The organism is Rhodococcus wratislaviensis, assembly GCF_900455735.1.
GTDB classification, from domain to species: Bacteria; Actinomycetota; Actinomycetes; order Mycobacteriales; family Mycobacteriaceae; genus Rhodococcus_F; species Rhodococcus_F wratislaviensis.
On the sequence record NZ_UAUI01000002.1, the window covers coordinates 183,416 to 210,027 of the forward strand.

At 67.4% G+C, this 26,612-nt stretch carries 23 protein-coding genes; 15 read left to right on the plus strand and 8 right to left on the minus strand.

The genetic code is table 11. From position 1 onward, the window contains the following. Window positions 1-75: 75 nt before the first annotated feature. On the plus strand, window positions 76-954 hold the full coding sequence (locus tag DTA22_RS07190; RefSeq protein WP_037233150.1) for a LysR family transcriptional regulator: 879 nt from the start codon (window positions 76-78) through the stop codon (window positions 952-954). Here DTA22_RS07190 and DTA22_RS07195 read toward each other — a convergent pair. Then, a complete protein-coding gene (locus DTA22_RS07195) occupies window positions 951-1,952 on the minus strand; it encodes a sugar phosphate isomerase/epimerase family protein (RefSeq protein ID WP_112299007.1) in 1,002 nt (333 codons plus the stop codon). The two genes, DTA22_RS07190 and DTA22_RS07195, sit on opposite strands and share 4 nt — an antisense overlap. A 65-nt stretch (window positions 1,953-2,017) precedes the next feature. After that, window positions 2,018-3,196 carry a Gfo/Idh/MocA family protein gene (locus DTA22_RS07200; protein ID WP_011597451.1) on the minus strand — a complete coding sequence of 393 codons (1,179 nt, stop codon included), beginning with the start codon at window positions 3,194-3,196 and terminating at the stop codon, window positions 2,018-2,020. Window positions 3,197-3,468: 272 nt separating this feature from the next. Here DTA22_RS07200 and DTA22_RS07205 point away from each other — a divergent pair, with 272 nt between their 5' ends. After that, complete coding sequence (locus DTA22_RS07205) at window positions 3,469-4,653, plus strand: FAD-dependent monooxygenase (protein WP_112299008.1); 1,185 nt, start codon at window positions 3,469-3,471, stop codon at window positions 4,651-4,653. Between the two features lie 13 nt (window positions 4,654-4,666). On the opposite strand, the gene DTA22_RS07210 is transcribed toward DTA22_RS07205, so the two are convergent. From DTA22_RS07210 to DTA22_RS07220, 3 genes are all read right to left on the minus strand, one after another. Further along, window positions 4,667-5,734: a LacI family DNA-binding transcriptional regulator gene (locus tag DTA22_RS07210; protein WP_081792397.1), complete on the minus strand. Its 1,068-nt coding sequence runs from the start codon at window positions 5,732-5,734 to the stop codon at window positions 4,667-4,669. 76 nt (window positions 5,735-5,810) lie between these two features. Further along, a complete protein-coding gene (locus DTA22_RS07215) occupies window positions 5,811-7,196 on the minus strand; it encodes an SLC13 family permease (protein WP_112299009.1) in 1,386 nt (461 codons plus the stop codon). A gap of 39 nt (window positions 7,197-7,235) precedes the next feature. Next, window positions 7,236-8,345, minus strand: coding sequence for a PrpF domain-containing protein (locus DTA22_RS07220; RefSeq protein ID WP_112299010.1), 1,110 nt, complete (start codon window positions 8,343-8,345; stop codon window positions 7,236-7,238). A gap of 111 nt (window positions 8,346-8,456) precedes the next feature. Between DTA22_RS07220 and DTA22_RS07225 the strand changes: the two genes are divergently transcribed. After that, a complete protein-coding gene (locus tag DTA22_RS07225; protein ID WP_112299011.1) occupies window positions 8,457-9,383 on the plus strand; it encodes a LysR family transcriptional regulator in 927 nt (308 codons plus the stop codon). Window positions 9,384-9,532: 149 nt separating this feature from the next. Then, window positions 9,533-10,786: an acyl-CoA dehydrogenase family protein gene (locus DTA22_RS07230; RefSeq protein ID WP_112299012.1), complete on the plus strand. Its 1,254-nt coding sequence runs from the start codon at window positions 9,533-9,535 to the stop codon at window positions 10,784-10,786. Here DTA22_RS07230 and DTA22_RS07235 read toward each other — a convergent pair. Then, entirely contained in the window at window positions 10,744-11,787 is a 1,044-nt protein-coding gene (locus DTA22_RS07235; RefSeq protein WP_112299013.1) for an AraC-like ligand-binding domain-containing protein, read from the minus strand. The two genes, DTA22_RS07230 and DTA22_RS07235, sit on opposite strands and share 43 nt — an antisense overlap. 302 nt (window positions 11,788-12,089) lie before the next feature. Here DTA22_RS07235 and DTA22_RS07240 point away from each other — a divergent pair, with 302 nt between their 5' ends. From DTA22_RS07240 to DTA22_RS07265, 6 genes are all read left to right on the plus strand, one after another. Next, a complete protein-coding gene (locus DTA22_RS07240; protein ID WP_112299031.1) occupies window positions 12,090-13,586 on the plus strand; it encodes an aldehyde dehydrogenase family protein in 1,497 nt (498 codons plus the stop codon). A gap of 119 nt (window positions 13,587-13,705) precedes the next feature. Next, entirely contained in the window at window positions 13,706-15,610 is a 1,905-nt protein-coding gene (locus DTA22_RS07245) for a helix-turn-helix domain-containing protein (protein ID WP_112299014.1), read from the plus strand. A 149-nt stretch (window positions 15,611-15,759) separates the two neighbouring features. Continuing rightward, window positions 15,760-17,034 (plus strand): hydroxymethylglutaryl-CoA reductase, degradative, encoded by a 1,275-nt coding sequence (locus DTA22_RS07250; RefSeq protein ID WP_112299015.1) that lies wholly within the window; start codon window positions 15,760-15,762, stop codon window positions 17,032-17,034. Between the two features lies 1 nt (window position 17,035). Beyond that, window positions 17,036-18,004 (plus strand): hydroxymethylglutaryl-CoA lyase, encoded by a 969-nt coding sequence (locus DTA22_RS07255; protein WP_174233765.1) that lies wholly within the window; start codon window positions 17,036-17,038, stop codon window positions 18,002-18,004. A 32-nt stretch (window positions 18,005-18,036) separates the two neighbouring features. Beyond that, window positions 18,037-18,513, plus strand: a complete 477-nt coding sequence (locus DTA22_RS07260; RefSeq protein ID WP_112299016.1) for a hypothetical protein — start codon at window positions 18,037-18,039, stop codon at window positions 18,511-18,513. Next, on the plus strand, window positions 18,510-19,889 hold the full coding sequence (locus tag DTA22_RS07265; protein ID WP_037233120.1) for a tripartite tricarboxylate transporter permease: 1,380 nt from the start codon (window positions 18,510-18,512) through the stop codon (window positions 19,887-19,889). The genes DTA22_RS07260 and DTA22_RS07265 overlap by 4 nt, the downstream gene beginning before the upstream one ends. A 9-nt stretch (window positions 19,890-19,898) precedes the next feature. Here DTA22_RS07265 and DTA22_RS07270 read toward each other — a convergent pair whose 3' ends face one another. Then, a complete protein-coding gene (locus DTA22_RS07270) occupies window positions 19,899-20,597 on the minus strand; it encodes a GntR family transcriptional regulator (RefSeq protein WP_112299017.1) in 699 nt (232 codons plus the stop codon). A gap of 93 nt (window positions 20,598-20,690) precedes the next feature. Between DTA22_RS07270 and DTA22_RS07275 the strand changes: the two genes are divergently transcribed. Continuing rightward, entirely contained in the window at window positions 20,691-21,809 is a 1,119-nt protein-coding gene (locus tag DTA22_RS07275) for an AbrB family transcriptional regulator (protein WP_112299018.1), read from the plus strand. Window positions 21,810-22,013: 204 nt separating this feature from the next. On the opposite strand, the gene DTA22_RS07280 is transcribed toward DTA22_RS07275, so the two are convergent. After that, on the minus strand, window positions 22,014-22,502 hold the full coding sequence (locus DTA22_RS07280; protein ID WP_037233112.1) for an FBP domain-containing protein: 489 nt from the start codon (window positions 22,500-22,502) through the stop codon (window positions 22,014-22,016). A gap of 363 nt (window positions 22,503-22,865) precedes the next feature. Here DTA22_RS07280 and DTA22_RS07285 point away from each other — a divergent pair, with 363 nt between their 5' ends. The 4 genes from DTA22_RS07285 to DTA22_RS07300 form a co-directional block, all read left to right on the plus strand. Then, window positions 22,866-23,822, plus strand: coding sequence for a glycosyltransferase family 2 protein (locus DTA22_RS07285; RefSeq protein WP_112299019.1), 957 nt, complete (start codon window positions 22,866-22,868; stop codon window positions 23,820-23,822). Window positions 23,823-23,968: 146 nt separating this feature from the next. Further along, window positions 23,969-24,823, plus strand: a complete 855-nt coding sequence (locus DTA22_RS07290; protein ID WP_112299033.1) for a glycosyltransferase family 2 protein — start codon at window positions 23,969-23,971, stop codon at window positions 24,821-24,823. Window positions 24,824-24,848: 25 nt separating this feature from the next. Continuing rightward, window positions 24,849-25,817, plus strand: coding sequence for a glycosyltransferase family 2 protein (locus DTA22_RS07295; protein WP_112299020.1), 969 nt, complete (start codon window positions 24,849-24,851; stop codon window positions 25,815-25,817). Beyond that, window positions 25,817-26,612 (plus strand): glycosyltransferase family A protein (locus DTA22_RS07300; RefSeq protein ID WP_146777760.1); only part of this gene is annotated, 796 nt, incomplete at its 3' end. The genes DTA22_RS07295 and DTA22_RS07300, both read left to right, overlap by 1 nt.

The window sequence follows — 26,612 nt, forward strand, 5'->3', positions numbered from 1 at the left end:
TGAATGACACGTGGACCGTTCACGTCCACGTGACTTTCATGGACAAACCGTTCGGATATCGCGAACAATGTGTGCGTGGATACCCGACGCCTGCATCTTCTGCTCGAGCTCTCCCGTCTCGGCTCCATGCGTGAGGTCGCCGAGACACACCGGCTGACCACCTCGACCGTCTCCCAGCAGATCGCCGCACTCGCGAAGGAGACGGGTGCGCAACTCGTCGAACCGACCGGCCGCCGGGTGCGGCTCACTCCGGCCGGTCGCCGGCTGGCCGACCACGCCGTCACGATCCTGGCGGCCGTCGACGCCGCCCGGCTCGACCTCGACCCCCACGCCGAGCCGGTCGGCACCCTGCGCGTCGGGGGTTTCGCGACGGGCATCCGGGTGTCGCTGCTCCCGGTCGTCGCCGAACTGGCACGCACCCACTCGCAGGTGGACGTGGTGATCAGCGAATACGAACCGGTCGAGGCGTTCGCGCTGCTCGCCGACGACGAACTCGATCTCGCCCTGACCTACGACTACAACCTGGCACCGGCGTCCCCCGGCGCCGCGCTCGAGGCCGTCCCGTTGTGGTCGACCCCCTGGGGACTCGGCGTGCCCGCGCCCGCCGACGACAAGCCCGCCGACGTCGCCGCCTACGCCGATTCGCCCTGGATCGTGAACTCCCGCAACACCGCCGACGAGGACGCCGTCCGCACGCTCGCCTCGCTCGCGGGTTTCACACCACACATCGCCCACCAGATCGACAGCCTCGACCTCGTCGAGGACCTCATCGCCGCCGGCTACGGCGTCGGCCTGCTGCCCGCCGACCGTCCCACCCGCACCGAAGTCACCGTCCTCCCGCTCGCCGACCCGAAGGTCGTGCTGACGGCATACGCGGTGACCCGCCGCGGGAGGTCGACGTGGCCGCCGCTGCGCCTGGTCCTCGACCGGCTGGCCGCCGTCACCGGCTTCTAGCGCGAGGCTACGGCGGAAGCCGCGTCCTTCAGGGTGCGGGCCGCGACCTGCAGTCCCTCGAGCTGTCCCAGTTCGACGTCCTCGTGTTCGATGTTGACCGCCATGTCGGGGTCGACCCGCTGCAGCGCAGCGAGGAAACGGGACCAGAAATCGACGTCGTGTCCGCGGCCGACGGCGACGAAGTCCCACGCCGAGTCCTCGGGCCACTTGTTGACCACATGCTTGCCACCGAGTCCGGTGGGGTTCTGGTCGGCCGGGATGCGGGTGAACCGGTCGTCGAGAACACCGTAGATCTTGCAGTTCTCGTTGATCCGGGTGTCCTTCGCCGCGGCGTGGAACACGAGGTCGCCGAGCCAGTCGACCGCGGCGACCGGGTCGATGCCCTGCCAGAACAGGTGCGACGGGTCCATCTCGGCGCCCACGTTCGTCGCACCGGTCTTCTCGACCAGACGCGCGAGGGTCGGCGGGTTGAACACCAGGTTCTGCGGGTGCATCTCGATCGCGACCTTGACGCCGTTCTCCCGGGCGAGCGCGTCGATCTCCTTCCAGAACGGCACCGCGACCTGATCCCACTGGTAGTCGAGGGAGTCGAGATAGCCACTGTCCCAGGTGTTCACGTGCCATGCCGGCCACTGGCCGCCGGCGTGCGCGGCGGGCAGCCCGGACATCGTGACCACCCGGTCCACACCGAGCAGGCCGGCCACCTTGATCGCGTTGCGCAGGTCCTCGGCGTCCTCGGGGCCCACCTCGGGATCCGCGTGCAGCGGGTTGCCGTTGCAGTTCAGGCCGGCGATGGAGACACCGGTCTCGTCGAAGACCTTCAGGTACTCCTGCGGTGACACCTCACCCGAGAGGAGTTCCTTGACGGGCAGGTGCGGGGTGGGCAGGAATCCGCCCGCGTTGATCTCCGCACCCTCGAGTCCGAGGGACGCGATGGTCTCCAGCGCCTCGCGCAGGCTGCGGTCGTGCAGGACGGCGGTGTACACACCGAGTTTCATGAGGGATCCTTGCGTCGTGGGAAGAAGTTGCGGTTCAGAGTTTTTGCGGTTCGGGGTGGTGCGGTTCAGCCGATCTTGACGGCCGCTCCGTCGGCGCGGGCGGACTCCGCGACGGCGGTGACGATCTGCATGCCGCGCAGCGCGTGGGCGAAGGACGGCAACGGGCCGAGGACGTCGATGCCGGCGATCTGGTCGAGGAAGGCACGGGCCTGGTACGCGAAGAACTCCGCCTTGCCGTGGCCGACACCGCCGGCATCCATCGGCAGGCCACCCTGGATGTACGGGTGCTGCGGTCCGATGATCACCCGACGCTGACCGTTCACGGTGCGGTCGAGGCCCTCGCTGGACACCGAGAATTCGGCGGCGCGAGCCAGGTCGAACGCCGCGGAGCCGGACGTCCCGAACAGCTCGAAACCGAGCCCGTCCGGAAGCTGGTGCGCGACACGGGAAGCGGAGAACGTGCCGACCGCGCCGTTCTCGAAGCGCGCCGTGAACGTCGCGAGGTCCTCGTTCTCGACGGGTGCCATCTCACCGGTGGTCTCGGCCTTGGTATGGCCGTAGGTGACCCCGGCGGGCACCGGACGCTCCGTGATCACCGTGGCGAAGGTCGCGCCGCTGATCTCGACGATCGGACCGCACACGAATTCGGCCATGTCGAGCAGGTGACTGCCGACGTCCGCCAGCGCACCGGTTCCGGGACCCCCGCGGTACCGCCAGGTGATCGGCGAGGCCGGGTCCAGGCCGTAGTCGCACCAGTAGTGCCCGTTGAAGTGAATGATGTCGCCGAGACGGCCCGTCGCGAGTTCGTCCCGGATCGCCTGGATGGCCGGCGACCGGCGGTAGGTGTACCCGACAGTCGCGATCGTGTCGGCGTCCGCGGCGGCGGCGACCATGGCCTCGGCGTCCGCGATGGACCCGGCCAGGGGCTTCTCGCACAGCACGTGCTTCCCGGCAGCGAGGAGGCCTTCGACGATCTCCCGGTGCAACTGGTTGGCGACGACGACGCTCACGGCGTCGATGTCCGGCGATTCGGCAATGGCCTGCCAGCTGTACTCGGCCCGCTCGTACCCGTACCGCTTCGCGGTGTCGTCGGCGACGGCCTGGTTGGTGTCGGCGATCGCGACCAGACGCACGTCGGGGCGGTCGGTTCCGAACAGCGTCGACGCCATGCGATATCCGGCGGCGTGTGCTCGTCCGGCCATGCCGCCGCCGATGACGGCGACACCGATCGAGTTGGAAGTCATGAGTGGAAGCCTTTCGGTGTGATGTTGACCCGGCGGGAGTGCACGTCGGCTACCCGCAGACACCCGCACGAGAGTGAAGACGCCCTCCGGCTAGTTCGGTCTATTTAACCGGTCTAGTACGACTACTATGAGCTGAGTCACGACGCCCTGTCAAGCCCCGGCCCGGCGGGCCTGCAAACGGGCCGCACCCCTTGACGAACGCCCTCTCCCTGCGCACACTGAATACACTTTCACTGAGGATGGATTCAGTGAATGACAGTTCAGGAGGACGCATGGAGGTCATCGTTGCAGGAAGAGGTGTGTCCGGGGCCGCGACTGCAATCGCATTGCGCCGCATCGGTTCCGACGTCGCCGTCTACGAAACACACCCCGACCCGGCAGGACAGGTGGGCTCATTTCTGAGTCTGGCATCCAACGGTCTGCGGGGGCTGAAGACCCTCGGCTGCCTGGACCAAGTCCAGGAGGCCGGTTTCGCGGTGCCCACTCAGCGGATGTGGTCCGGTACGGGCAGGCTGCTGGCAGAAGTTCCGCGTGGACGGCTGTCGGGGGATCCGCTGCACAGTACGACCCTGATGCGCGGTTCCCTGGTCGAGGTGCTGCGTGAATGCGCCGAGCAGGCCGGTGTACGGATCGTCACCGGCCGCCGGCTGGCAGGCGCCGAGCCCGCGGGCGACGGTATCCGCGCGCAGTTCGCCGACGGTTCCAGCGCACGCGCCGATCTGTTGATCGGCGCCGACGGTCTCTGGTCAGCTACCCGCTCGGTCCTCGATCCCGGCGCGCCCCGACCCGCATACGGCGGGCTCTACAGCGTCTCGGGCATCGCCGCCGGCGTCCCGGCCGAGACCGGCACGTTCAACATGGTCTTCGCGCGCAGCGGCGCCTTTCTCCACATCCCGGCGCCGGACGGAACCGTGTGGTGGTCCGCGCAGGTTGCCGATCCCCGGCCTCCGAAACTGACAGATGTCGGCGAGGACCGGTGGCTCGATCGACTCGCCGAGCTGTACCGGTTCGAGCCGCGGCCGCTCGAGATCATCAGGGCGACCACGCAATTGCACCGTCCGACGCTCATGCACACACTGGCCGAAGTCCCGGTCCGGCATGACGAACGCATCGTCCTCGTCGGCGACGCCGCCCACCCGGTCGGCGCGGGGCAAGGCGCCTCCATGGCCATCGAAGATGCCGTGGTCCTGGCTCGGGCACTCGCAAAGGCCGACTCGACCGGAGAAGGTCTCGCCGAGTACGACCGGCTCCGCCGCGCCCGGATCGGGAAGATGGCCGAGGCGGCCCGCATCAACCGCGACGCCAAGACCCGCGGCCCGCTCGCTCGCCGGCTCCGCGACCTCGTCATGCCGATCGCCTTCGGGCACTTCTACGAAAAGGCCACCACCTGGCTCTACACCCACGATCTGGGCACGCTGCCCGCGCCGGCCGAGCAACCCCGGCCCGCCGAACGCTGACGGCCGCCGCAGGTCAGGACACGCCCGACTGGGATCCTTCCACCGGTGCCGGCGCGGGTCCGGTGGTACGACGCGCGACGAGCCGCGGCCGGAGGACGGTCGCCACCGATTCGGTCCTCCCCCGGTCCAGCCGTTGGATGACCGCGTCGACCGCGGTGGCGGCCTGCTCCCGCGGTTGCTGATTGACCGATGTCAGATCGATGTGCGCGAGCTGGGCGAGCACGCTGTCGTCGTATCCGGAGACCGAGACGTCTTCGGGAATCCGCACACCCCGGCTCCGCAGTTCGCCGATCAGCCCGATGGCACTCCGGTCGTTGGCCGCGATCACCGCGGTGGGAAGCTGCGACCGCCCGAGCAGAGTCTCCGCGGCCACGGTTCCGGCGCTGTCGGTGAAGTCGCCCTCGACGACGTCGATCTCGAGTCCGTGACGACGCATTGCCCGGGTGTATCCCGACCTCCGGTCGGCCGCAATCGTGCCCGGACCACCGCTGAGGTGCGTGATCCGGCGATGCCCCAGGTCCACGAGATGGTCGACGACGGTGCCGATACCCTTGCCGTCCGCGGTCCGCACGACGTCGACCGCACCGTCTCCGACGCGCCGACCGACCACGACGACCGGTACCCGCTCCCCGAGCGTGTCGAGAACGTCGGTGCTCAGTTCGGTGCCGAGCAGGATCAGGGCCTCGCAGCGGAAATCGAGCAGTGTTTCGACGACTTTCGGTTCGGCGTGCGTGGGAGTCAGCGCACCGAGCACCACCTCGTACCCGTGATCGTCGGCCGCGGCCACGATGTACTCGACCATCTCGGCGTGGAAGCTGTTGCGGATATCCGCCATCACACCCACGAGGTGGGTCCGCCGGAGCGACATCAGTGCGGCCGTACGGTTCGGTCGGTACCCGAGCTCGTCCGCGACGTCGAGAACCCGTTTCCGCGTCTCGGCACTCGGTCCGGGAACGCGCCGAAACACCATGGAGACCAATGCCTTCGACACGCCCACGCGGTCGGCGATGTCCTGCATGGTGACGGCCTGCCGGGGCATCGGAACGGAGCCGCCGCTCCGGGCGTCGTCGTCGCTTCGCATGTGCAGACCCTTTCGCTCGCCGAGCCGAGGCACACTCAGAGTATCCGACATAGACCGAAGTACTAGACCGGGCTACCTACCCGAACAGTCCGGGCGCCACGACGAGAATCAGCCAGCAGAGCGCGGGCGCAACCGCGACGACCACGGCGGCGTTGAGGAGGAGCTGGCGGTAGAACGCCCGTCGTTCGATGTTCTGGGCACTGGCCAGCACGAGCGCTCCGTTCGTCGAGAACGGTGACACGTCGACGACGGTGGCGGAGATGGCCAGTGCAGCCACGACCCCGACGACCGGGAGTGCACCGGTTTCCAGGAGGGGAAGTGCGAGCGGAATGACCGCCGTCAGCAACGCCGTCGACGAGGCGAAGGCCGACGTCACGCCGATGATGTAGCAGAGCACGAGCGCCACCAGCAGCGGTGCACCGACCTTGATCGCCATCTGCGCGAGGTGGTCGATCGTGCCCAGCTCCTGCAGGAGGGAGATGTAGGTGACCATGCCCGCGACGAGAAGCACCGTCGACCAGCTGATGCCCGCGATCGCCTCGTTCTGCTTCGAGAGGTCGGTGAACGCCAGGATCGCACCGGCGGCGATGGCGACGAAGCTGATGGGCAGGTGCAGCACGAGCACCAGCACGAGTACCGCGGCGATGAGGACGAGTGTCAGCTTCTGCACCCTGGTGACGGGTTCGATCGCGGGCGCGATGTCCGTCGACGGGCGGTGCACGCGGGTCAGTACCTGGGTGCCCGCCGCGGAACCGCCCGTGGACGGCGTCCACGGCCCGTCGCCGCGCGTACCGCTCGCGCCGCCATCGCCTCCGTCGCCGGTCGTCGCGCCCATGGCCGAGTAGTCGAGGTCGCGTACCCGGGCGAGGACCGCATAACCGGCGATGGTGAACACGGAGAGCAGCGTGTTGATCCCGTAGCTGGCGAAGAACAACGTCCAGGGCGCGATCGTGAGGCCGTTGGATTCGACGATGTCACGGACGAGGACACCGGAAACCGAGATCGGCGAGAACGCACCGGCGTGCGCCCCGTTGATGGTCATGATGCCCATCACGAGGGGACTCATTCGCGTGCGGGCAGCGAAGGCCATCGCGGCCGGCGCGATCAGGGCGACGGCGGCCGGACTGAACGTGCCGAGTGCGGTCAGCACCGACGCCGAGAAGAAGAAGACCCACGGAACGACGGTCACACGGCCGCGGACGGCCCGGATACAGGCGTTGACCAGAAGATCGATGGTTCCGTTCCGCTTCGCCATTCCGAAGAAGTACGTGACACCGATGATGGTGAGGACGATCGAGCTGGGGAACTCGGCCAGAATCTCCTTGTCGTCGTAACCGAGCGCGAACGCCCCCACGACGAAGGCCCCGATGAAGCCCAGAATGCCGATGTTGATCGGAAAGATGGTTGCTGTCACGAACATCGCGACCAGCGCGATGAGTGGCAGAATCTCGATGGACGTCATAGTCGTTCTTTCGGTTCGCTGTGTGCGTGCTGGTCGAAGTCAGGCGGAAAGCCGGTCGCGGGAGTACAGAGTGGATTCGGCGATGCGTCGTGCGGCTCGCTGCAGGAGCACCCGTTCGTGCCCGCCGTCCCTCTCGACGGTGCATCGCACTCGCCCACCGAGGGTGCCGATCGTGACGGCGAAGTTCGCCGGGGCCGCTGCGCCTGCGAAGCCGACGGTCGAGTCACCCGAACGCGCCGCGAGGGCGACGGCCACCGCGCTGGTGAGACCGATCGTGGGATGCGGGGCGTTCATCGACAACATGCGGACGGAGATGTCGTAGTCGGCAGCGTCGACGTCTTCGCCGAGTGTCGTGCGATAGGGCACGGCCGGTCCGACGAGACCCACCTTCGGGATGGCGTCCGGTGCGGTCTCGATCGACGTTGCCAAACCCATCGCGACGGCGGCGCGCGCCCTGATGTGGCGCAGCATCGGAACGTACTGCTGCAGTTGTTCTTCCGTCGCCGCGGCGGAGACTCCCAGCGAATCGGCGCGTACCAGGGCGACGGGGGCGCCGGCGTCGGCCATCGAGATGTCGACACGGATACCGTCCACCACGATGCTGTCCCGGCGCTTCCCCGTCGGCCACAGGCTGCCCGTGGTGCTGCCCGCAGGGTCGACGAAGGCCAGATCGACGGCCGTCCCGGTCCCCCGGACTCCCGGAACGCTGACGCTGTCGAAGCGGGCCGGGGACGACGCCGACGGTGTGGCAACCCGCGCGTGGATGACGGCGTTCGTGTTGAGATTGCGCATCCGCACCTCGGTGTGCGACTCCCCACGGGAGAGTCCGAGCTTGTCGACGGCCCAGAGCGCGACCGCGGTGGCGCAGTTCCCGCAGTTGCTGCCCCATTCCACCCGGTGGGCGCCGATCGCCACCTGCGCGAACAGGAAATCGACGTCGACGTCGGGGTCCGCGCTCGGCATCACGACGGCAGCCTTGGACGTGACGGAGGTGCCGCCGCCCACCCCGTCGAGCTGGCGAGGATCTTCGGCGCCGAACAGTTCGATGAGCAGGTCCTCGAGACGAACCCGGTCATCGGGAACGTCTCGGTGATCGAACAACCAACACTTGCTGGTTCCGCCTCGCATGAGAGTTGCTGGTGTTTGCACGGTACATCCTTCTGTTGGTCGTGGCCCACATCACGTTATGGACGACCTGCGTTCAGAACAATGTCGTTTTGCTACCATCTCGTTTAGCGCAACTGAACGCTGGGAGATGGCATGCAGAACACGTTCGACGTCGTCACGCTCTTCCTGCTGCTCGACATCGCCGACGCGGGTTCACTCACCGGCGGCGCCGAGCAGGCGAACATGACGCCGTCGGCCGCGTCCCAGCGCATCGCGAAGCTCGAACAGAACATCCGGCAGCCGGTGCTCACCCGCCTGCCCCGAGGCGTCCGGCTGACCGAAGCGGGCGAAATCCTCGCCGCCCGGGCACGCCTGTTCCGTCGCGAGATGCGGGCCGCGCGTGGAGATCTCGAAGCCCTCCGGGGACTCGAGAGCGGCACGGTCCGGCTCGGGTCCTTCCCCACCGTCAGCGCGTCACTGCTGTCGGATGCCCTCAAGGACTGCCACGCCCGATGGCCAGGCATCGACGTCCGTGTCCACTCCGCCGTTCGCCCCCGCCTGCTGGACATGCTGCGCTCGAGCGAGGTGGAACTCGCGCTGCTGTGGAGCTACGCATGGACCGAGGAAACCGAGAAGTCGCTGTCGCTGGTCCCGTTGATGGAGGACCAGACACAGCTCCTCGTGCCGGCGGACGGCGAACTCGCCCAGGACGACGTCGCCGTCGCCTCGCTGCGCGGTGCTCGGTGGATCATCCGCAACGCCGACCACCCGGCGGCCGAGGTGCTCTACCGCAGTTGCGAAGGCGCGGGCTTCACCCCGGACGTCGTCTATGAGGCCCATGACTATCAGGAGATCGAAGCGATGGTCGCCGCGGGCATGGGCATCGCGATGGTCCCGCGTCTCGCGGTCGCGCATCATAGGCCCGACGTCCGAGCAGTCCGGTTCCGGGCCGAGGACCGAGTTCCCACCCGGTCGATCTACATCGCGTCGCTGGCGCGCCGGGAGTACACGCCCAGCATGTACGCGATCTCCCGAGCGCTGCACGAGGCGGCGCAGCGGATCGCCGGCGCTGCCGACTGATCTGACAGCCGCAAGCGATCAGGTCCTGGCACAACCGTCCCAGAGTCCTGTCGCAACCGTCCAATTCCGAGGGCCGTCGCGGGACCACCATTGATGTGTCACACCCGGACGTGTCCGGGGTCACACAATCGACGGAGGATCTGATCCCAATGACAATCGACTTCGACCTGAGCCCAGACCAGGCAGCCCTGCAGAAGGCGGCGCGAGCATTCGCCGACGAGCGGCTCAGTCTCGTCGAAGGCGTCATCGCCCCGCTTCCGACGCCCGAGGCACGCTTCGCGGCGATCGAACCGTTCTATCAGGACATGGTGCATGCCGGATTCCTCAAAGCACTGCTGCCGGTCGAGTACGGCGGAACGGCTATGCCTTCGCTCGATTTCGCCTTGGCAGCAGAAGAACTCACCCGTGCCGACATCAACGTCCCGAGTGCGCTGCTCGGCACCGGATTGGGGCTGCAGCCCATCATCCACTTCGGAACCGCGGATCAGAAGGCCCGATTCCTGCCGCCCTTCGCCGGCAGTGATCCGCTGCTCGCGGCGTGGGCGTTCACCGAGACCGCAGGCGGCGCGAACTTCGACAATGCGGATGCCTCGGCAGGTGTGCAAACATTCGCGCGCCTGGACGGCGACGAATGGGTGATCAACGGGGACAAACACTTCACCACCAACGGTTCGGGCTGGGACGGCAACGGTGCCGCACTGATCAGCGTTCTCTGCCGTACGGATCCGACACTTCCCCTGAACGAGTCGATGGCCGTGATCGTCGTGCCCGGGGACACGCCCGGCGTCGCTGTCGAGTCCTATATCGACACCATGGGGCACCGTGCCACGGCATCACCTCGCATCACCTTCACCGACGTGCGCGTGCCTGCCGCAAACATCATCGGAAAGCCCGGTGACGGCATCGAGATCGTCCGGAAGACGTTCAACTGGACCTCGTCGATCATCGGGGCCGCATGTGTCGGCCGGATGCGGGCGGCGTTCGACTACGCGTTCGCGTTCGCGAAGAGCGACAGGCGTTCGGGTCCGGTCCCGATCATCGACTACCAGAACGTCGGGTACATGCTGGTCGACATCAAGACCCGGATCGAAGCCGCTCGATACTTCACCTGGAAAGCGTGCGATCTCTACGACAAGACGGGCGGCGCCGACGAAGAGCTCGGCCACATGGTCAAGATCTACGCGTCCGAACTTGCGGTTCAGGTGGTGTACGACACGATGCGTGTGGTGGGAGTGAACTCCTACGGAGACCAGACTCCGATCGCCGGAATCATGGAAGACGTCCTGTGCTTCCCGCTCTACGACGGGGGCAACATGGGCGTTCGGCGCCGGCAGCTCCACGCCCTGATGAAGCGGCCGGACTACGATCCGATGCTGTCCGCCGCGGGAATCGTGGGAGGGTGACCCCGTACGACCGGTCGGCCACCCGACGCTCTGCTCGTGACGCGGAACTCCGTGGGCGTGCAACCGAGACAACTCTGAAACGTGCGGGTGAGATGCGAGCTGTCGTAGAAGCCCCACCGCCCAGCAATCTCACTGACGGTCACCAAGTCGGGCGCCACCGCCAGGTCCTGCATCGCCCCCTGTAGGCGCTCGTCGCGAACGCACTCCGCGAACGTGGCGCCGACCGCCTGGAACAGGCGGTGCAGCGTTCGCACCGAGACGGCGGCTTCGCGCGCGGCAGCCTCCGCGGTCACCCGACCGAGAGGGACTGCTGCGCGAATGTAGTGGCGGACGACCTGGCGGAGCGCCGCATCACGATCTTCGGTGCGGGTTCCTCCGGCCGGGGGCTCGGTCACCGCGGCGAGAACATCCGTGAAGGAACGCTCGAGGGCTCTCACAGTGGTCTGATCGAAGGCGGGGCGCTCCCGCCAGAGGGAAGACATCATTGCCCCGACGACGTTTCCCGGTCCGCTCGTGGTGTCGATGGCGCGCGCCGTCGCCCCGTCGCCCCGCACGTTCGCGCTCCACCGATCCCGAGGAATGCGAAATGACAGCACCCTCCAACTGGCCGCGTCGTCCGGCTCCCGGAACTCGAGGGAGTACGGGCGCGTCGTATCGAACACGGCATAGCTGCCCGGACGGACGATGCAGCGACGTCCATCCTGCTCTCCGTAACACGTTCCCTCCAACTGCAGATTCACGAACACAGCATCCAGGGGCGCACGGCGAACTTCCCTGGGTCCGTGAGTCAGTAGCTGTGTGCACGAGGAGATCTCGGCGCAGTTCGTCTCGACCAGCACCTCCGAGCGCACCCATCCGGGAATCCCGTCCGGGGTCGCGCTACGGGCAGTCTGGGCACGCCCACGCTGCGGCGCCAGTGGAGTGAAGGCCTCACACACGACGTCACCCCAGTAACTCGCCTGATCGCGAGTGCTCAGACCCGAGGTGGACCAATAGGGCATGACACCTCCCGGTTTCTGGGCAGGGTCACCGGTGCCGGGTACTCGGAACCGGTGCCTGTCGCACTCCAAATTCTGCGCATTCCGACGGGGTTGTCAAGAAACTGTCCGGTTTCCACACAGATGACGTTCGGCGCGGGAGGCTAGCGTCGTCCACGAGCCGTCGGATGACGAACTGCACTGCGGTTCCGGGCAATTGACGATCTTCCGCGCAGAGCGAGAGCCGCGCCCCGTTGCGCGGACCACCGTCCACATCTCTGCCCACCCTCGGCCGACAGGCCGAATACACCATCGAGGAGCACACCATGACAACGACAGCACCCGCCCCGTCACCCGAGGTCTCCGACTTCCTGGCGAGCCCCGTTCTCCACCTGATCGACGGCCGGAATGTTCCCTCCGCATCCGGCGAAGTCTTCCCCACTGTCAATCCGTGCAATGGTGAAACTCTGGCGCAAGTCGCGTTCGGCGGCGACGAGGACGTCAACCGGGCGGTGTCGGCTGCTCGCCGAGCACTCGACGGACCGTGGGGACGCATGACTCCGGCACAGCGAAGCAAGATTCTCTGGCGGGTCGGCGATCTGCTGGAGGAACGGGTCGAGGAATTCGCGCTCGTCGAAGCGCTCGACAACGGAAAGCCACTGACCTACGCACGTCTCGTCGATGTCCCCCTGTCCGCCGACTGGTTCCGCTACATGGCGGGGTGGCCCACGAAACTGGAGGGCAGCACAATTCCGGTCACCTCCACCGCAGCGCCGGGCGACTACCTCGCGTACACCGTGCGCGAGCCGGTGGGCGTCGTCGCCGCGATCGTCGCCTGGAACTTCCCGCTGCTCCTGGCAGCCTGGAAGCTGAGCCCCGCACTCGCCGCGGGCAACACCGTCATCCTCAAGCCGGCGGAGCAGACCCCGCTCAGCGCAGCGCTGCTCGGCGAGGTGCTCCGCGAGGCCGGTATCCCCGACGGCGTGGTGAACATCGTGCAAGGCGACGGCGAGAACGTCGGCGCCGCACTCAGCGCTCATCCCGGCGTCGACAAGGTCTCGTTCACGGGGTCGACCGAGGTGGGACGGCACATCGTCGGTGCCGCGCGCGGCAATCTGAAGAAGGTGACCCTCGAACTCGGCGGCAAATCCCCCAACATCGTCTTCGGCGACGCCGACATCGACGCCGCCATCGAGGGTGCGGCAATGGCCATCTTCTTCAATCAGGGTGAGGCCTGCGAGGCCGGGTCACGGCTGTTCGTGCAGTCCACGGTGTACGACCGGGTCGTCGAAGGGGTCGCCGAGATCGCGTCCACGTTGAAGGTCGGCGACAGCCTCGACCCGGACACGCAGATGGGTCCCGTCGTGTCCGAGAAACAACTCGACACCGTTCTCGGATACCTGGACAGCGGCAGGGCCGAAGGTGCCACCGCCGTGACCGGTGGGGGCCGGAAGGGCGACGTCGGCTACTTCGTCGAGCCGACGGTCCTCGTCGACACCACACCGAACATGCGGGTGGTGAAGGAAGAGATCTTCGGACCCGTCGTCACCGCGATACCGTTCGACGACATCGACGACATCGTCCGGACCGCCAACGACACCGAGTACGGTCTCGCCGCGGGCATTTGGACGTCGGATGTGTCGAAGGCCCACAACGTCGCGGCGGGTATCAAAGCCGGGACGGTGTGGATCAACAGCTACCACGTGCTCGACCCCGCCCTGCCGTTCGGCGGTTACAAGCAGTCCGGTTGGGGACGTGAGCACGGTGCGGCGGTCCTCGACGCATACACCGAGACGAAGACCGTGATCCTCAAGAAGGGATGATCCCGCACGGGCAGATGCCGCCGCTCCGACGGCGGCATCTGCCCGTTTGCCGGGGATTCGTGCGGGGCGCTGATCTCGATCAGTAGGGACTTCTCCGGTGGTCAGGGCAGGCTGTACGCATGGATTCACTCGAGAGCGGAGACGCGCTGGGGATACTCGCCGACGCGATGGTCGGCGAACTGACGGTCGACTCGGCCGCAGTGCGCGATGCGCTCGACCGTGTCGCTGCCGGTCCGGCCGACCGGGCGGCGTTCGCGGAGAAGGTGCGCCGGCACCAGGTCGAGCTGAGCCGTTTGCGGCGACGGGAGCGCGAACTCGGGGTGTTGTTCTCGAGTGCCCGCGAACTCGCCGAACTCCGTGACATCGACGCCCTCCTCGGACGGTTGGTGAGCCGCGCCCACGAGATGATGGGCACCGACGTCACGTACCTGTCCGAGTTCGATCCGTCGACGCGGGAACTGAACGTCCGCAAGACCGCCGGATCGGTGACACCGCAGTTCCAGCACCTCCGCGTTCCCCCGGGAATGGGGCTGGCGAGTCAGATCGCCGATTCTCGTGCCGCGCAATGGGTTCTGCGCTATCAGGACTACGTGGAAGGACCGCACGAGGAGCTCATCGACGATGCGGTTGCGGCGGAGGGGATCGTGTCGATTCTCGGGGTACCGATGCTGTCGGACGGTCACGTGCTCGGTGTGCTGTTCGCCGCCACCCGGCAGGAGTACGCCTTCACGCCGGACGAGATCGCCGTGCTGTCCGCGCTCGCCGATCACGCGTCGGTGGTGCTGCAGACCGCCAGCACCCTCGAGCAGGTTCGCAGGTCCGAGGACGAGGCACGCACGGCACTCGACCGGCTTACCGACTACCTGCAGGTCCGCGACCGGTCCACTGTGGTGCACCAGGAACTCATCGAGGCCGTCCTGGTCGGGGGCGGATTCGAGCAGGTGGCAGGCACTCTCTCGACGGTACTCGGGCGGACGGTCACGATCGTCGACCGGGATCTGCACCCCGTCGCCTCCCACCCCACGCCTGCCGGGCAGGTATCGGTCCAGTTGCCGCCGGTGGTGTTCGATGCCATCACGACGGGCCGGACCACCGGCCGTTGCGTTCGCGTCGACGACCCCGTGACGCCAATCGTGGCCGCTGTCATCGCGGGCGAACTGTATTTCGGCGCAGTGCTGGTCGGGTCCGGGGACATCGAACTCGGACCGGTCGACGAGCGCACCATCGAACGTGCCGCGCAGGTCGGCGCACTGCTGGTACTGCAGCAGAACGCGGTGGCCGACGCAGACCTGCGGGCCCGCGTCGAGTTGGTCGCGGACCTGCTCGACCCGGCACCCGAACGGCGCCGCGATCTGGAACGACGGGTACGCGCCCAGCGAGTCACCCTCGCCGCCCTCGACACTGTCGTGCTGATCTCGGTCCCGGCTGAGAACCGTGCCACCGCCGCCCGCGCGGCCAGCGCCTTCGTCGGCGGCCACGGCCTGGTCGGGGAACACGCGGGCGTCGTCGTGGCCGTTCTCACCACTACCGCCCCACCCGAACTCGTCGCGGAACTGCGCAACTACCTGCGCGAAACGTTGCACGGCCCGGTCCTCGCGATCACGACGCCGCGGGCGGAGTCTCCGGACACGCTCCCCGCCCGATTCGAGTCCGGGCTCCGCACCGCTCGCCTGCTGGCGGCGCTCGACACCACCGACGCGGCGGTCAGCACCGATGCGTATCTGCCGTATGCGCTGCTGTTCGACACCGACGCGCGGACGCTGAACGCGTTCATCGACGAGACCATCGGTCCGGTGCGCGCGTACGACGACAGTAAGGGCACAGACCTGCTCGCCACCTTGCGCGCATTCGTCCGCAACGAGGGCAGCCCGACGAAGACGGCGCGGGCTCTCAACTACCACACCAACACGATTTTGCAGCGCCTCCACCGACTGGAGATGCTGCTGGGGCCCGAGTGGCGGAGCGACGAACACCTGTTCCGAATCTCGGCTGCGGTCCGACTCGACGAACTACGCGATCAGTGACAGTCACACATTCCTGAATCAAATACATGTGCGATTGATACATGTCGAAGTCGGCGGAGTGCCCATACCGTGTGAACCGAAGCACATGACAGGGTTGTCGTCGGGGCGCACCACACGTCCGGCCGCCCGTGAGTACGTGGAGGAACACAGTGCCCGTCAACAGCCGCATCCCCGGTCTGAAGGATTCCAGCGCGCAGCAGCGCCGCACAGTGGTCGCCGAGAGGACCGGCCTGTCCGACCTCGACGTCGCCGTGTTCGATCCCGAGCGGGGTCTCGGCGTCGAGCAGGCCGATCACATGATCGAGAACGTCGTCGGGGTGATGGGGATCCCGGTGGGTATCGCGACCAACTTCACTGTCAACGGGCGTGACTACCTCGTTCCGATGGCCACCGAGGAGCCGTCCGTGGTGGCCGCGGCCAGCAACGCCGCCCGGATGGCCCGGGTGCACGGGGGCTTCCACACCTCGAGCACCGACCCGGTGATGCAGGCCCAGATCCAGATCCTCGACTGCCCCGACCCCGAGGCGTCCCGGCTGCGGGTGCTCGAGGCGCGCACGGAGATCCTCGAACTGGCCAACGCCCAGGATCCGATGCTCGTGCGATTCGGCGGCGGCGCCCGCGACCTCACCGTCCGACTCGTCCCGACGCGCACCGGCGTGCACGTCGTGGTGCACATTCACGTCGACGTGCGAGATGCCATGGGCGCCAATGCCGTCAACACCATGGCCGAGGCCATCGCACCGCGACTCGCCGAGATCTCCGGCGGGCGCACCCTGCTGCGGATCCTCACGAACAAGGCGGACCTGCGCATCACCCGGGCCCGGGCCGTGTTCGACAAGGACCTGCTCGGCGGCGACGAGGTGGTCGACAACATCGTGCATGCCTCCGCGCTCGCCGAATCCGACCCCTACCGCGCCGCCACCCACAACAAGGGCATCATGAACGGCATCACCGCCGCCGTCCTGGCCACCGGCAACGACACCCGCGCCGTCGAGGCGGGCTGCCACTCGCACGCGATCGCCGCGGACGGCCGGTACACGGCGCTCTCGCACTTCGAGAAGACCGCGGACGGTCACCTTTCCGGCACCCTCGAGGTGCCGATGGCCGTCGGACTGGTCGGCGGCGCCACCAAGGTCCACCCCGTCGCGCAGGCCGCGGTGAAGATGCTCGGCGTGTCCACCGCCTCGGAACTGGCGGACGTGATCGTCGCGGTGGGACTCGCGCAGAACCTGGGCGCCTGCCGCGCCCTGGCAGCGGAGGGCATCCAGCGCGGCCACATGAGTCTGCACGCCCGCACCATCGCCGCCTCGGCCGGCGCCACCAGCGACGAACTCGACGTCGTGGTCAAGCGGCTCATCGACGACCAGCGCATCCGGGTCGAGCACGCGGAAAAGGTGCTCGCCGACCTTCGTTCCGGACACTGACATGACCACCCCCTCGGATCTCGCACCGGTGTGGCGTCCGGCGCCCCACGAATTCGCCGATCCCTCCCTACCCCCGACGGTTCGCGTCTACGAGGTGGGACCGCGCGACGGGCTCCAGGCCGAGTCGACCCTGGTTCCCACCGCGGTCAAGGCGGAGTTCTGCCGTCGGCTCGTGTCCGCCGGGGTCCGAGCACTCGAGGTGACGAGTTTCGTTTCCCCGAAATGGATTCCGCAGCTCGCCGACGCCGCAGCGCTCGTGGCCGAACTCGACCTCCCCGACACCGTCCGCCAGGTCGTGCTGGCCCCCAACGAGCGGGGACTGGAGCGGGCGCTCACCGCGGGTGCCCGGGAGATCGCCGTCTTCGTCAGCGCCACCGAGGCGTTCGCCCGGAAGAACCTGAACACCACCGTCGCCGGGGCGCTCGACAACGCCCGGCAGGTGGTCGAGGGTGCGCGGGCCGAAGGCATCGGCACGCGTGGCTACATCTCGATGTGCTTCGGTGATCCGTGGGAGGGGCGGGTCGACCCCGGTCGTGTCGCCGACATCGCCGCGGAACTGACGGGCATGGGATGCTCGTCGATCTCGCTCGGTGACACCATCGGCGTCGCCACCCCCGGACACGTCCGCGCCGTGCTCGACGCCGTGCAGGCCGCCGGTGTTCCGATCGACTCCATCGCAGGACACTTCCACGACACGTACGGCCAGGCGCTGTCCAACGTGCACGCCGCACTGATCGACGGAGTCACCGAATTCGACACCGCGGCAGGAGGCCTCGGCAGATGCCCCTACGCGAAGGGTGCCACCGGGAACCTCGCCACCGAGGACCTGGTGTGGATGTTGCACGGCCTCGGCATCCACACGGGCATCGATCTCGACGCACTGACCGACACCTCCCGCTGGATGGCCGGGCACATCGGCCATCCCAGCCCGTCGCGGGTGGCGACCGCACTGACCGCCGCCCGCTCCTAGCGCACGACACCCCTCACACGGAAGTACAGACGATGTCCATCGAAAGCCAGCCCGCACCGCAGGCTCCCCCGCCCACCGACGATCAGACTCGGCCTCGTTATCTCGAGGTGTGGGGCGACACGGTGGCCGGGCGAGATCTCGCCGCCTCCGTCGTCATCGGTATCGTCGTGAGCGTCTGCGCGCTCCTCGGCGCGACCGCACTCTTCAACTCCTTCGTCACGGATTCGTCTCTGGCAGAGGCATATGCACTTCTGGTCGGGATCGCCGCCTGCCTCGTCGCGGGCGTCGTCAGCGGGAAGTTGTTCCGCCCCAAGCGGAACATCGCCGTCGACTCGTCCGAGGGCGACACGGTCGGCGACGTCATCCGGGTTCTGCAGGAAGAGCGCCAGGGGCTGGGGTCGGTCAGCGACCTGCCCGCACAGACGGTCCGGGAGTTGAAGGAACTCGACCTCTACGACCGGTTCGTCGAGGCGGAGACGCAGACGCCCGAGACGGGCGGACGATCATGAGCGTGCTGTTCACCAACGACGTCCTGATCGCGATCGCGCTCGGCGTCATCGGCGCCGTCGTATTCTCCCTGATCGGGCTGGTGTCCGGGACCGACGAGACGGCCACCATCGCCCCGCTGACCCTGCTGGTCATCCTGCTCGGCGCCCCGCCCGCGGCGGTGTTCACCTTCTTCCTCGCCGGCGCCGTCGCCAAGCACATGACCCACGCGGTGCCCACCACGTTGCTCGGCATCCCCGGCGACACGATGGCCGTTCCGCTGATGCGTGAGGCGCGGTTGCTGCGCAGCCTCGGTGTGCCGCACATCGCCCTGCGCAAGGCGATCTCGGGTGCGATCATCTCCGCGTTCATCGCCGTCCCGGTGGCGGTGCTGTTCGCCACCCTGCTCGCACCGGTCGCGGACACGGTCCAGTCGGTGGCACCGTGGTTGTTCCTCGTCGCCGCCGTCGCGATCGCCTACACGTCGCCGGGCAAGTGGTCCGGCGTGGCCGCGCTCGTGCCGTTCGTCGTGCTCATCCTCGCCCTCAAGTCACTGACGCAGAGCTACGACATCTCCCTGAACATCAGCTACTTCCTCGGCATCGCGGTCGGCCCCCTCATCGCGGACCTGTTCCTCGTGCTGGGTGCGTCGGGACGCAAGGACATGGCCCGCACCGAACCGGCGACGGTGTGGCTCGCCCCGGAGATCAAGGGGTGGAAGGGGTACTTCCCGAACCCGTTCCGGATGCTCGACAGCAAACAGACCGCACAGGTCGCGGCGACCGCGACCGTCTCGAGCGCCACGTTCGTCTTCAGCCCGGTCGCGATGACCGTGCTCATGGGTGAGGTCGTCGGCTCACGGGTCAAGCAGGGCTACCACCGGCTGACGTCGGTGATCGCCGCCCGCAACGGAACCACCGAATCCACCTACATCGCCGAGGCGCTCATTCCACTCATCGCGTTCGGTCTGCCGCTGAGCCCGGTCGCCGCAGGCCCGGCCGCACCCCTGTTCAACGCGCCACCGGTCTTCACCACCGACGACGGCACCGGGCAGATCCGCAACCTGTCCACGGCACTGACGAACTGGGAGTTCCTGCTCTACGGTCTCGGCGCAGTGGTGATCGCCGCGATCATCGCGTACCCGTTCGCGATGAACTTCGCCCACCGCGCGGCCACGCTCGTCGTCCGGTACGTCAGCCACGAGGCGATCATCGCCACGTTCACCGGCCTGGTCGTCGTCATCAGCGTCTGGGAGGGCGGCATCCTCGGCCTCGCCGTCACCCTCACCGTCGGACTCGTCGGCGGTCTGCTGTCGCGGGCGTTCAAGATCCACGCCGGCGTCCTGTTCATGGGGTATTACGTGGCAGTCCTCAGCGTCCCCGCCATCCTCGCACTCTGACCGCGCCGACTACGCGGTGACCAGGTCGATGGCGACGGCCGATCCCTGCGGATTGACGACCGCGTCGAGGATGGTCTTCTGCGTCTGGTTCAGATGCTCGGTACAGGCCGCGGCAGCCGCCGGTCCGTCGCCGGCGAGGATCGCACGGCACATCGACAGGTGCTCCGCCAGCGACACGTCCAGGCGGTCCGGGTGGGAGTGGGCTATGTTGCGGAGCCTCTCGGTGTGCGGCCGGAGTTCGGCGATCGATCGGGCGAGTTGCGAATTCCGGGTGTGCGCGATCACGGCCTGGTCGAAGGTCTCCGTGAGTGCGTAGAAGCGATCCCGCCGGGATTCGGACGGGGTCTCCTCGGAGATCGCCTCGAGTGCCGCCGCTACCTCGTCGAATTGCTGCCGGGCCGCGGTGTCCCGGGTGACGGCCTCGGCGACCATCCGCGCCGCGGCCGCCTCGAGCAGGATGCGTAGCTCGAACAGGTCCCGAACGCTCTTGATCGAGATGGGAGCGACCCGCGCGCCCTGCCGGTCGATGAGGGAGACCAGCCCCTCCCCCTCGAGGCGAAGGAAGGCCTGGCGAACCGGGGTGCGCGACGCCGAGAACCGCGTGCCCACGTCGATGGCGCTCAGCGACTGACCCGGGGACAGGGTCCCGGTCAAAATGTCCTGCTTGAGCTGCTCATATACCTGTTCGCTCTTGCTCTCGCCCGCCATGCATACATCCTAACGTTCACAGTGGTATGAGCTACGGTATACACTAATGCGCACCATAGAACAGGGACAGCATCCCGGAGTAGGCGTCAACACGTGAACGACGTGCACACCACCGAACGATCCGTGCCGACGCGCGCGTCCGACCTGCGCAGTCGCGGACTCCGTTGGGCTGCACTGATCGCACTTTCGGTCGGCGGCTGGGCCCTCGGTGAGAGCGTCGGACTGACGGCGGCGGGTCTCTTCTCGGCCCTGATCGTCGCGGCGACCCTGGCCGTCACCGGACGAGGCCCGTCCCGAGTGCCCCGGCCGCTGGGAAAGCTTGCGCAGGGTGTGCTGGCGAGCGCAGTCGGACTGATGGTGCACCGGGACACGATCGCCGCCCTGGGCTCGATGTGGGTGCCGGTGGTCTCGATCGCGGCCGCGGCCCTAATGCTCAGCGTGGCGGCCGGAGCACTCCTCGCGCTGCATCGTGACGTGGACGCGGTGACGGGATCCCTCGCCATGACCGCGGGCGGCGCCACCGGACTCGTCGCGATGGCCCGCGAACTCGGCGGCGACGACCGCGTCGTCGCCGTGGTGCAGTACCTGAGGGTGGCGCTCGTCGTCGTGTCGATGCCGATGATCGTCACGTTCGGCTTCCGCGCCGATACCGGTGCGGAGACCGTGACGACCACCGATGGCGGCGGGTCCGAATGGTATGTAAGCCTGCCGGTCCTGGCACTGTTCATCGTGGGCGGAACCGCCGTCGCGTCACTCGTTCGACTGCCCGCACCCGCGACGCTGGGTCCGCTGGCCGTGAGTGCCGGGTTCGAACTCGGGGGCTGGAGCGACGCGGTCACGGTCCCGCCGATGCTGATGACCGCCGCGTTGATCCTCATCGGCTGGCAGGCCGGGCTTGCGTTCGATCGGGCGAGCCTGCGGGCGATCGGACGAATCCTGCCGTACGCCGCGCTGCTCACCCTGCTGGTCGGGGCGGCCTGCGCCGGCCTGGGCGTCCTACTCTCCCACCTCACCGGTGCAAGCCTGCTCGAGGCCTATCTCGCCACCACGCCCGGGGGTCTGGCTGCGGTGCTGGCCGTATCGGCATCCACCGCCTCGAACGTCACGTTCGTCGCGGCCGCTCAGGTACTGCGCCTGGTCATCATGCTCGTCACCACCCCGCTCATGGCGAAGGCGTTTGCCCACTTCAGTTCTCGGCGCCGCCGAGCGTAGCCGAAATCCTCTCCGGACGGCACGGTCCGGTCGCGTCCGGGCCGTCTCGACCGGAGAGGAGTCCCGTCCACCCCGAGTTTCGTTGCAGTGTTTCCGAACTCGGGGTGCGTCGGGAATTGGGGTCCTCGAATGTCGGCGCATGGCATCTACCTCCGATTCTTGTGAGCAGCTACCGGGCTGCAGGGTGGGTCTGTGTGGGGTGGGTCAGCCGTAGACTCTCGCGACAAAGGCGTTGAGATTGTCGCGGACCCGCTCGATTCTCTCCTCGGGCTCGAGATCCTCGCGGTACTGCCTGCCGAGTGCGGGCGATTTCTTCCGGCGCGCGTAGAGCGAGCAGGCGAGATCGGCGCACATGTACGTGCCGATCGAGTTGCCCCGGCGTCCGGATTCACCCGATTTGCGCGCGGTCATCAGCGAGACGCCGCCATTGGCGTGCGTCGTCATGCAGACCGTGCACATTTGCGCCCGGCGGTAACCGCCCGTTTCGTAGCGCAACGCGACGCCGACGAGACCGCCGTCCCGCGGTACGACGACATAACAGCGGCCGGGAAACGACGGGTCGCTCCAGCCGAGGAAGTCGAGGTCGTCCCAGGGCCGATCGTCCAGGTCACGAGGGACGGGTAGGCGCTTGGCGTCGCCTTTGGAGCAGTTGATGAACGACGACCTGATGTCACGTTCGGTGACGGGTTCCATGACGAGATGAACTCCTTCTGTCGACGGGTTGACAAAGCCACGTGACAATACGGACAGCAGCGAGGTCGAGCAACGGATTTTCGACGGTCCACGTTTCGAAGGACTGGCCCGCCCGCGCAGGCAACGAGAACCATATTCAGAAAAACCCACACATAGTCGAGTAATTCTTCCAATAACGGGGGAAAGGTATGTTTCTGACATTGAATGTGGAACACTGGTCTGATCGGAACCCAAGCCGAGAACGCTGTAACCACGGCACTCTTCACGGCAGCGCATGGACGTGCGGCCGGGACGAGAGCGCAACCTGAGTGACGCCGTGGTCCGTGCGAATCGGCGGGTGCGGGGCCGGGGTGGGAGAACAGCATGGTGACGAATTCGGACGCCGCGCACACGTCGAGGCGCGAGGCCGAAACAGGGTCTGTACCGGGCCGGGACCGGGAGCGACCACCGACCGTCTCTCTGTGCATTCCTGCCTATCAGGCGGAGCGTCATCTGCAGACAACGCTCGACAGCGTTCTGGCGCAGACCTTCACCGACCTGGAAATCGTGATCGTCGACAACCACAGTTCGGACGGCACCCCCGACATCCTGGAGAACCTCCACGACGACCGTGTCCGGATCATCCGGAACGAGGCGACGGTGCCGATGGTGGACAATTTCAATCTCGCGATACGCGAGAGCCGAGGACGATTCGTCAAACTGATCTGCGCCGACGACACCATCGAGCCCGATTGCGTCGCAACACAAGCCGCTGTGCTCGCGGCGGACGACGGCGTGGCGCTCGTATCCGTGCGGACCGATTTCATCGACGACGAGGGCACGCTGCTCCGGCCGGCACGGGGGCTCGGGGGAATCGTCGGGCGCAATTCGGGACAAACTGTGGTCCGGCGAATCGTCCGGAGTGGAAGCAACCCCATCGGGCCCCCGGTGGCCGGGATGTTCCGCCGGGTCGATTTCGATCGGTGCGGCGGGTTCCGGGGCGAGCTTCTCTTTCCGATGGAGCTCGACCTGTGGTCGCGACTCGTTCGAAAAGGCGACTTCGTCGGTGTGCCGCGCACGCTGGCATCGTTCCGGATCGGCAGCGATTCGAATACCGCATTGACCTCGGCACGTTCGCAACTCGCCCAGCAGCTCGAGTTCACGAGTCGATTGATCCACGATCCCGAATGGCAGATCCCCCTGTCCGACCGAGTACTCGGCCGGATCAATTCGTACGACATGCAGATGCGGCGAAGTCTGCTGTTCGCACTCAGCGCGCTCCGTGCATCGAGACGCCGGCGTGCACTCGGATCGGAGAAGGGCCGGGAACGGCCGGGGTGAATCCGTCTGGACACGAACAGATCGCCGCAACGAACAGATCACCGCAACGAACAGCCTCCGGACCCCCGCACTCGTCCGGAGTGAACCCAGACATCAGCAGGACGCGGGCACTCGACAGCCCCTATGACGCAACGGACGTGAAGGCGATGGATGCACACGTGACCGAGATACACCCCAACGACAATCCGAGGAAAACCACGCCGAGACCGACCGTGTCGGTGGTGATGCCGGCACTGAACGAAGCGAAAAATCTACCGTTCGTCGCGGCCCGGATGCCGACCGGCATCGACGAGCTCGTGTTCGTCGACGGCAATTCCGTCGACGACACCGTCGCCGTCGCGCGACGGTTGTGGCCCGGCGCGAAGATCCTGACGCAGACCCGTAAGGGTAAGGGCAATGCGCTGGCCTGCGGTTTCCTACACGCCACGTCCGACATCGTGGTGATGATCGACGCCGACGGATCCACCGACCCCGCCGAGATCCCGGCGTTCGTCGACGCGCTGGTCCGCGGCGCAGACTTCGCGAAGGGAAGCCGGTTCATCGCCGGCGGTGGAAGCGCCGACATCACGTTCACCCGCCGTCTGGGCAATCGGATGCTGAATTCCTTCGTCAACATGGAATTCGCTGTCGCGTTCACCGACCTCTGCTACGGCTACAACGCGTTCTGGCGGCGGCACGTCAGTGTGATGTCACTGCCCGCGACGGACCGCCCCGACGCCCACTGGGGTGACGGCTTCGAGATCGAGACGCTGATCAACGTCCGGATGGCGACATCCGGCCTCGGCATCGTCGAGATACCGAGCTTCGAGCGGCGGCGGATCAGTGGCAAGAGCAATCTCAACGTGGTGCGCGACGGTTTCCGGGTGCTGCGGACCGTCCGGATGGAACACCGCAACGGCACGAAGATGACTGCGAAGTCGGTCGAGCGGCCCACTTCGCTCACCCGCCGATCCGTCTACTCGTGGCGGTCCCGCGATCGCGGTGATTACGTTGCCCGATGAGGTCCCGGCCACCGGGCATTCAGTCTTGGACGCGACCGACGAATTCGATACGGGCCCAGCCGAATCCCTCTCGGTCGTCATCTGCGCCTACACCACTCGGCGTTGGTTCGACCTGTGCCGGTCGGTGGAGTCGGTGCTGTCGCAGGACGGGCCCGATCCCGAACTCATCCTGGTGATCGATCATTGCGACGAGCTGTATGTGCGTGCGTGCAACCGATTCCGTGAGGACGAGCGGGTGACGGTCCTGGCGAACGCGGATACCCGGGGACTGTCCGGGGCACGCAACACCGGTGTCCGAGCCGCCCACGGCGACGTGGTCGCGTTCGTCGACGACGATGCCCGCGCCGAGCCGGGGTGGACGCAGGCCCTCATGCATCATTACCGGAATCGCGGAATTGCCGGCGTGGGCGGGTATGCGGTCCCGAGCTGGTCCGGGGTTCGTCCCCCGTGGCTGCCGGAGGAGTTCGACTGGGTGGTCGGCTGCAGCTACGTCGGCCAGCCGACGCGGGTCGCGCCCGTCCGCAACCCCATCGGCTGCAACATGTCGATGCGCCGCTCGGTTCTGTACGCCGTCGGCGGATTCAGATCCGAAGTGGGCCGCGTCGGCTCCGTTCCCGTCGGCGGTGAGGAGACCGAACTCTGTATCCGCATCCGGGCGAACCGGACTTCCAACCAGATCCTGTTCGATCCGGACATGCGGGTACAGCACCATGTGTCGGCGGACCGGGCCACCCTGCGGTATTTCGTGCGGAGATGCCATCACGAAGGACTGTCGAAGGCTGTCGTCGCGGAACTGACCACCGCATCTGATGCGCTGAGCAGCGAACGCACCTACACCCTGCATGTCCTACCGCGAGCGGTGCTGCGTGAAGGCCTCTCGATGCGGCGAGACGGACTCGCGCGGGCAGCGGTCGTGCTGTTGGGCCTGGCGGTCACGACCGCCGGATACCTTCAGGGCAGGGCCGCCATCCGGCTGCACACCGGGAGGTCCTGATGGATCCCGCCGCACCCGCTCTCACTCTCCGCCCCGCCCTGGACAGTCCCGAGCGGCCGGACTGGGACGGTGCGGTTTGGATAGGCGAAGTGTGGGTCGGCGCGATCGAGGACGCCGACCGGGCCGGGCGTGCGGCGGGAATTCCGGTCCGCTGCCGGTTGGCGGGCGCGGAGGGCTACGGCCGGGCGCGACTGCTCGTCCGCGCCGACGGACGCCCGCTCGGGTTCGTCGAGATCGAGGTGTCGGAGAGTTCCGTGAATTTCGGCGAGCTCAGGCGCCGAGTCGCGGGACTGCGGGTCACCGAGCCGGACCGCCCTGTGCGGGCCGGTCCGGCTCGCGTGGCCGAGGGCAATGCCGTGCCGGTGACGGTCGTCGTATGCACCCGCGACCGGGTGTCGATGCTGCGAGCGGCCCTCCGATCCGTCCTCGCGGTGGACTATCCGTCGTTCGACGTACTCGTCGTCGACAACGCCCCCAGAACCGACGCCACCCGGCAGTACGTCCTCGGTCTCGCGGATCCGAGGGTGCGCCTGATCCGTGAGCCTCTCCCGGGGCTGTCCCGGGCACGCAACACCGGACTGTCGGCGGCCACCGGCGACATCGTCGCGTACACCGACGACGACGTGGTCGTCGATCGGCACTGGCTCTCGGCGCTGGTCGACGGTTTCGGCCGGGGCCCGTCGGTGTCGTGCGTATCCGGGATGGTGCCTGCCGGTGAGATCCGGACACCGGCGCAGGCCTACTTCGATCGGCGGGTCGGCTGGTCGGACTCCACCGATGCCCGCGTCTTCGACT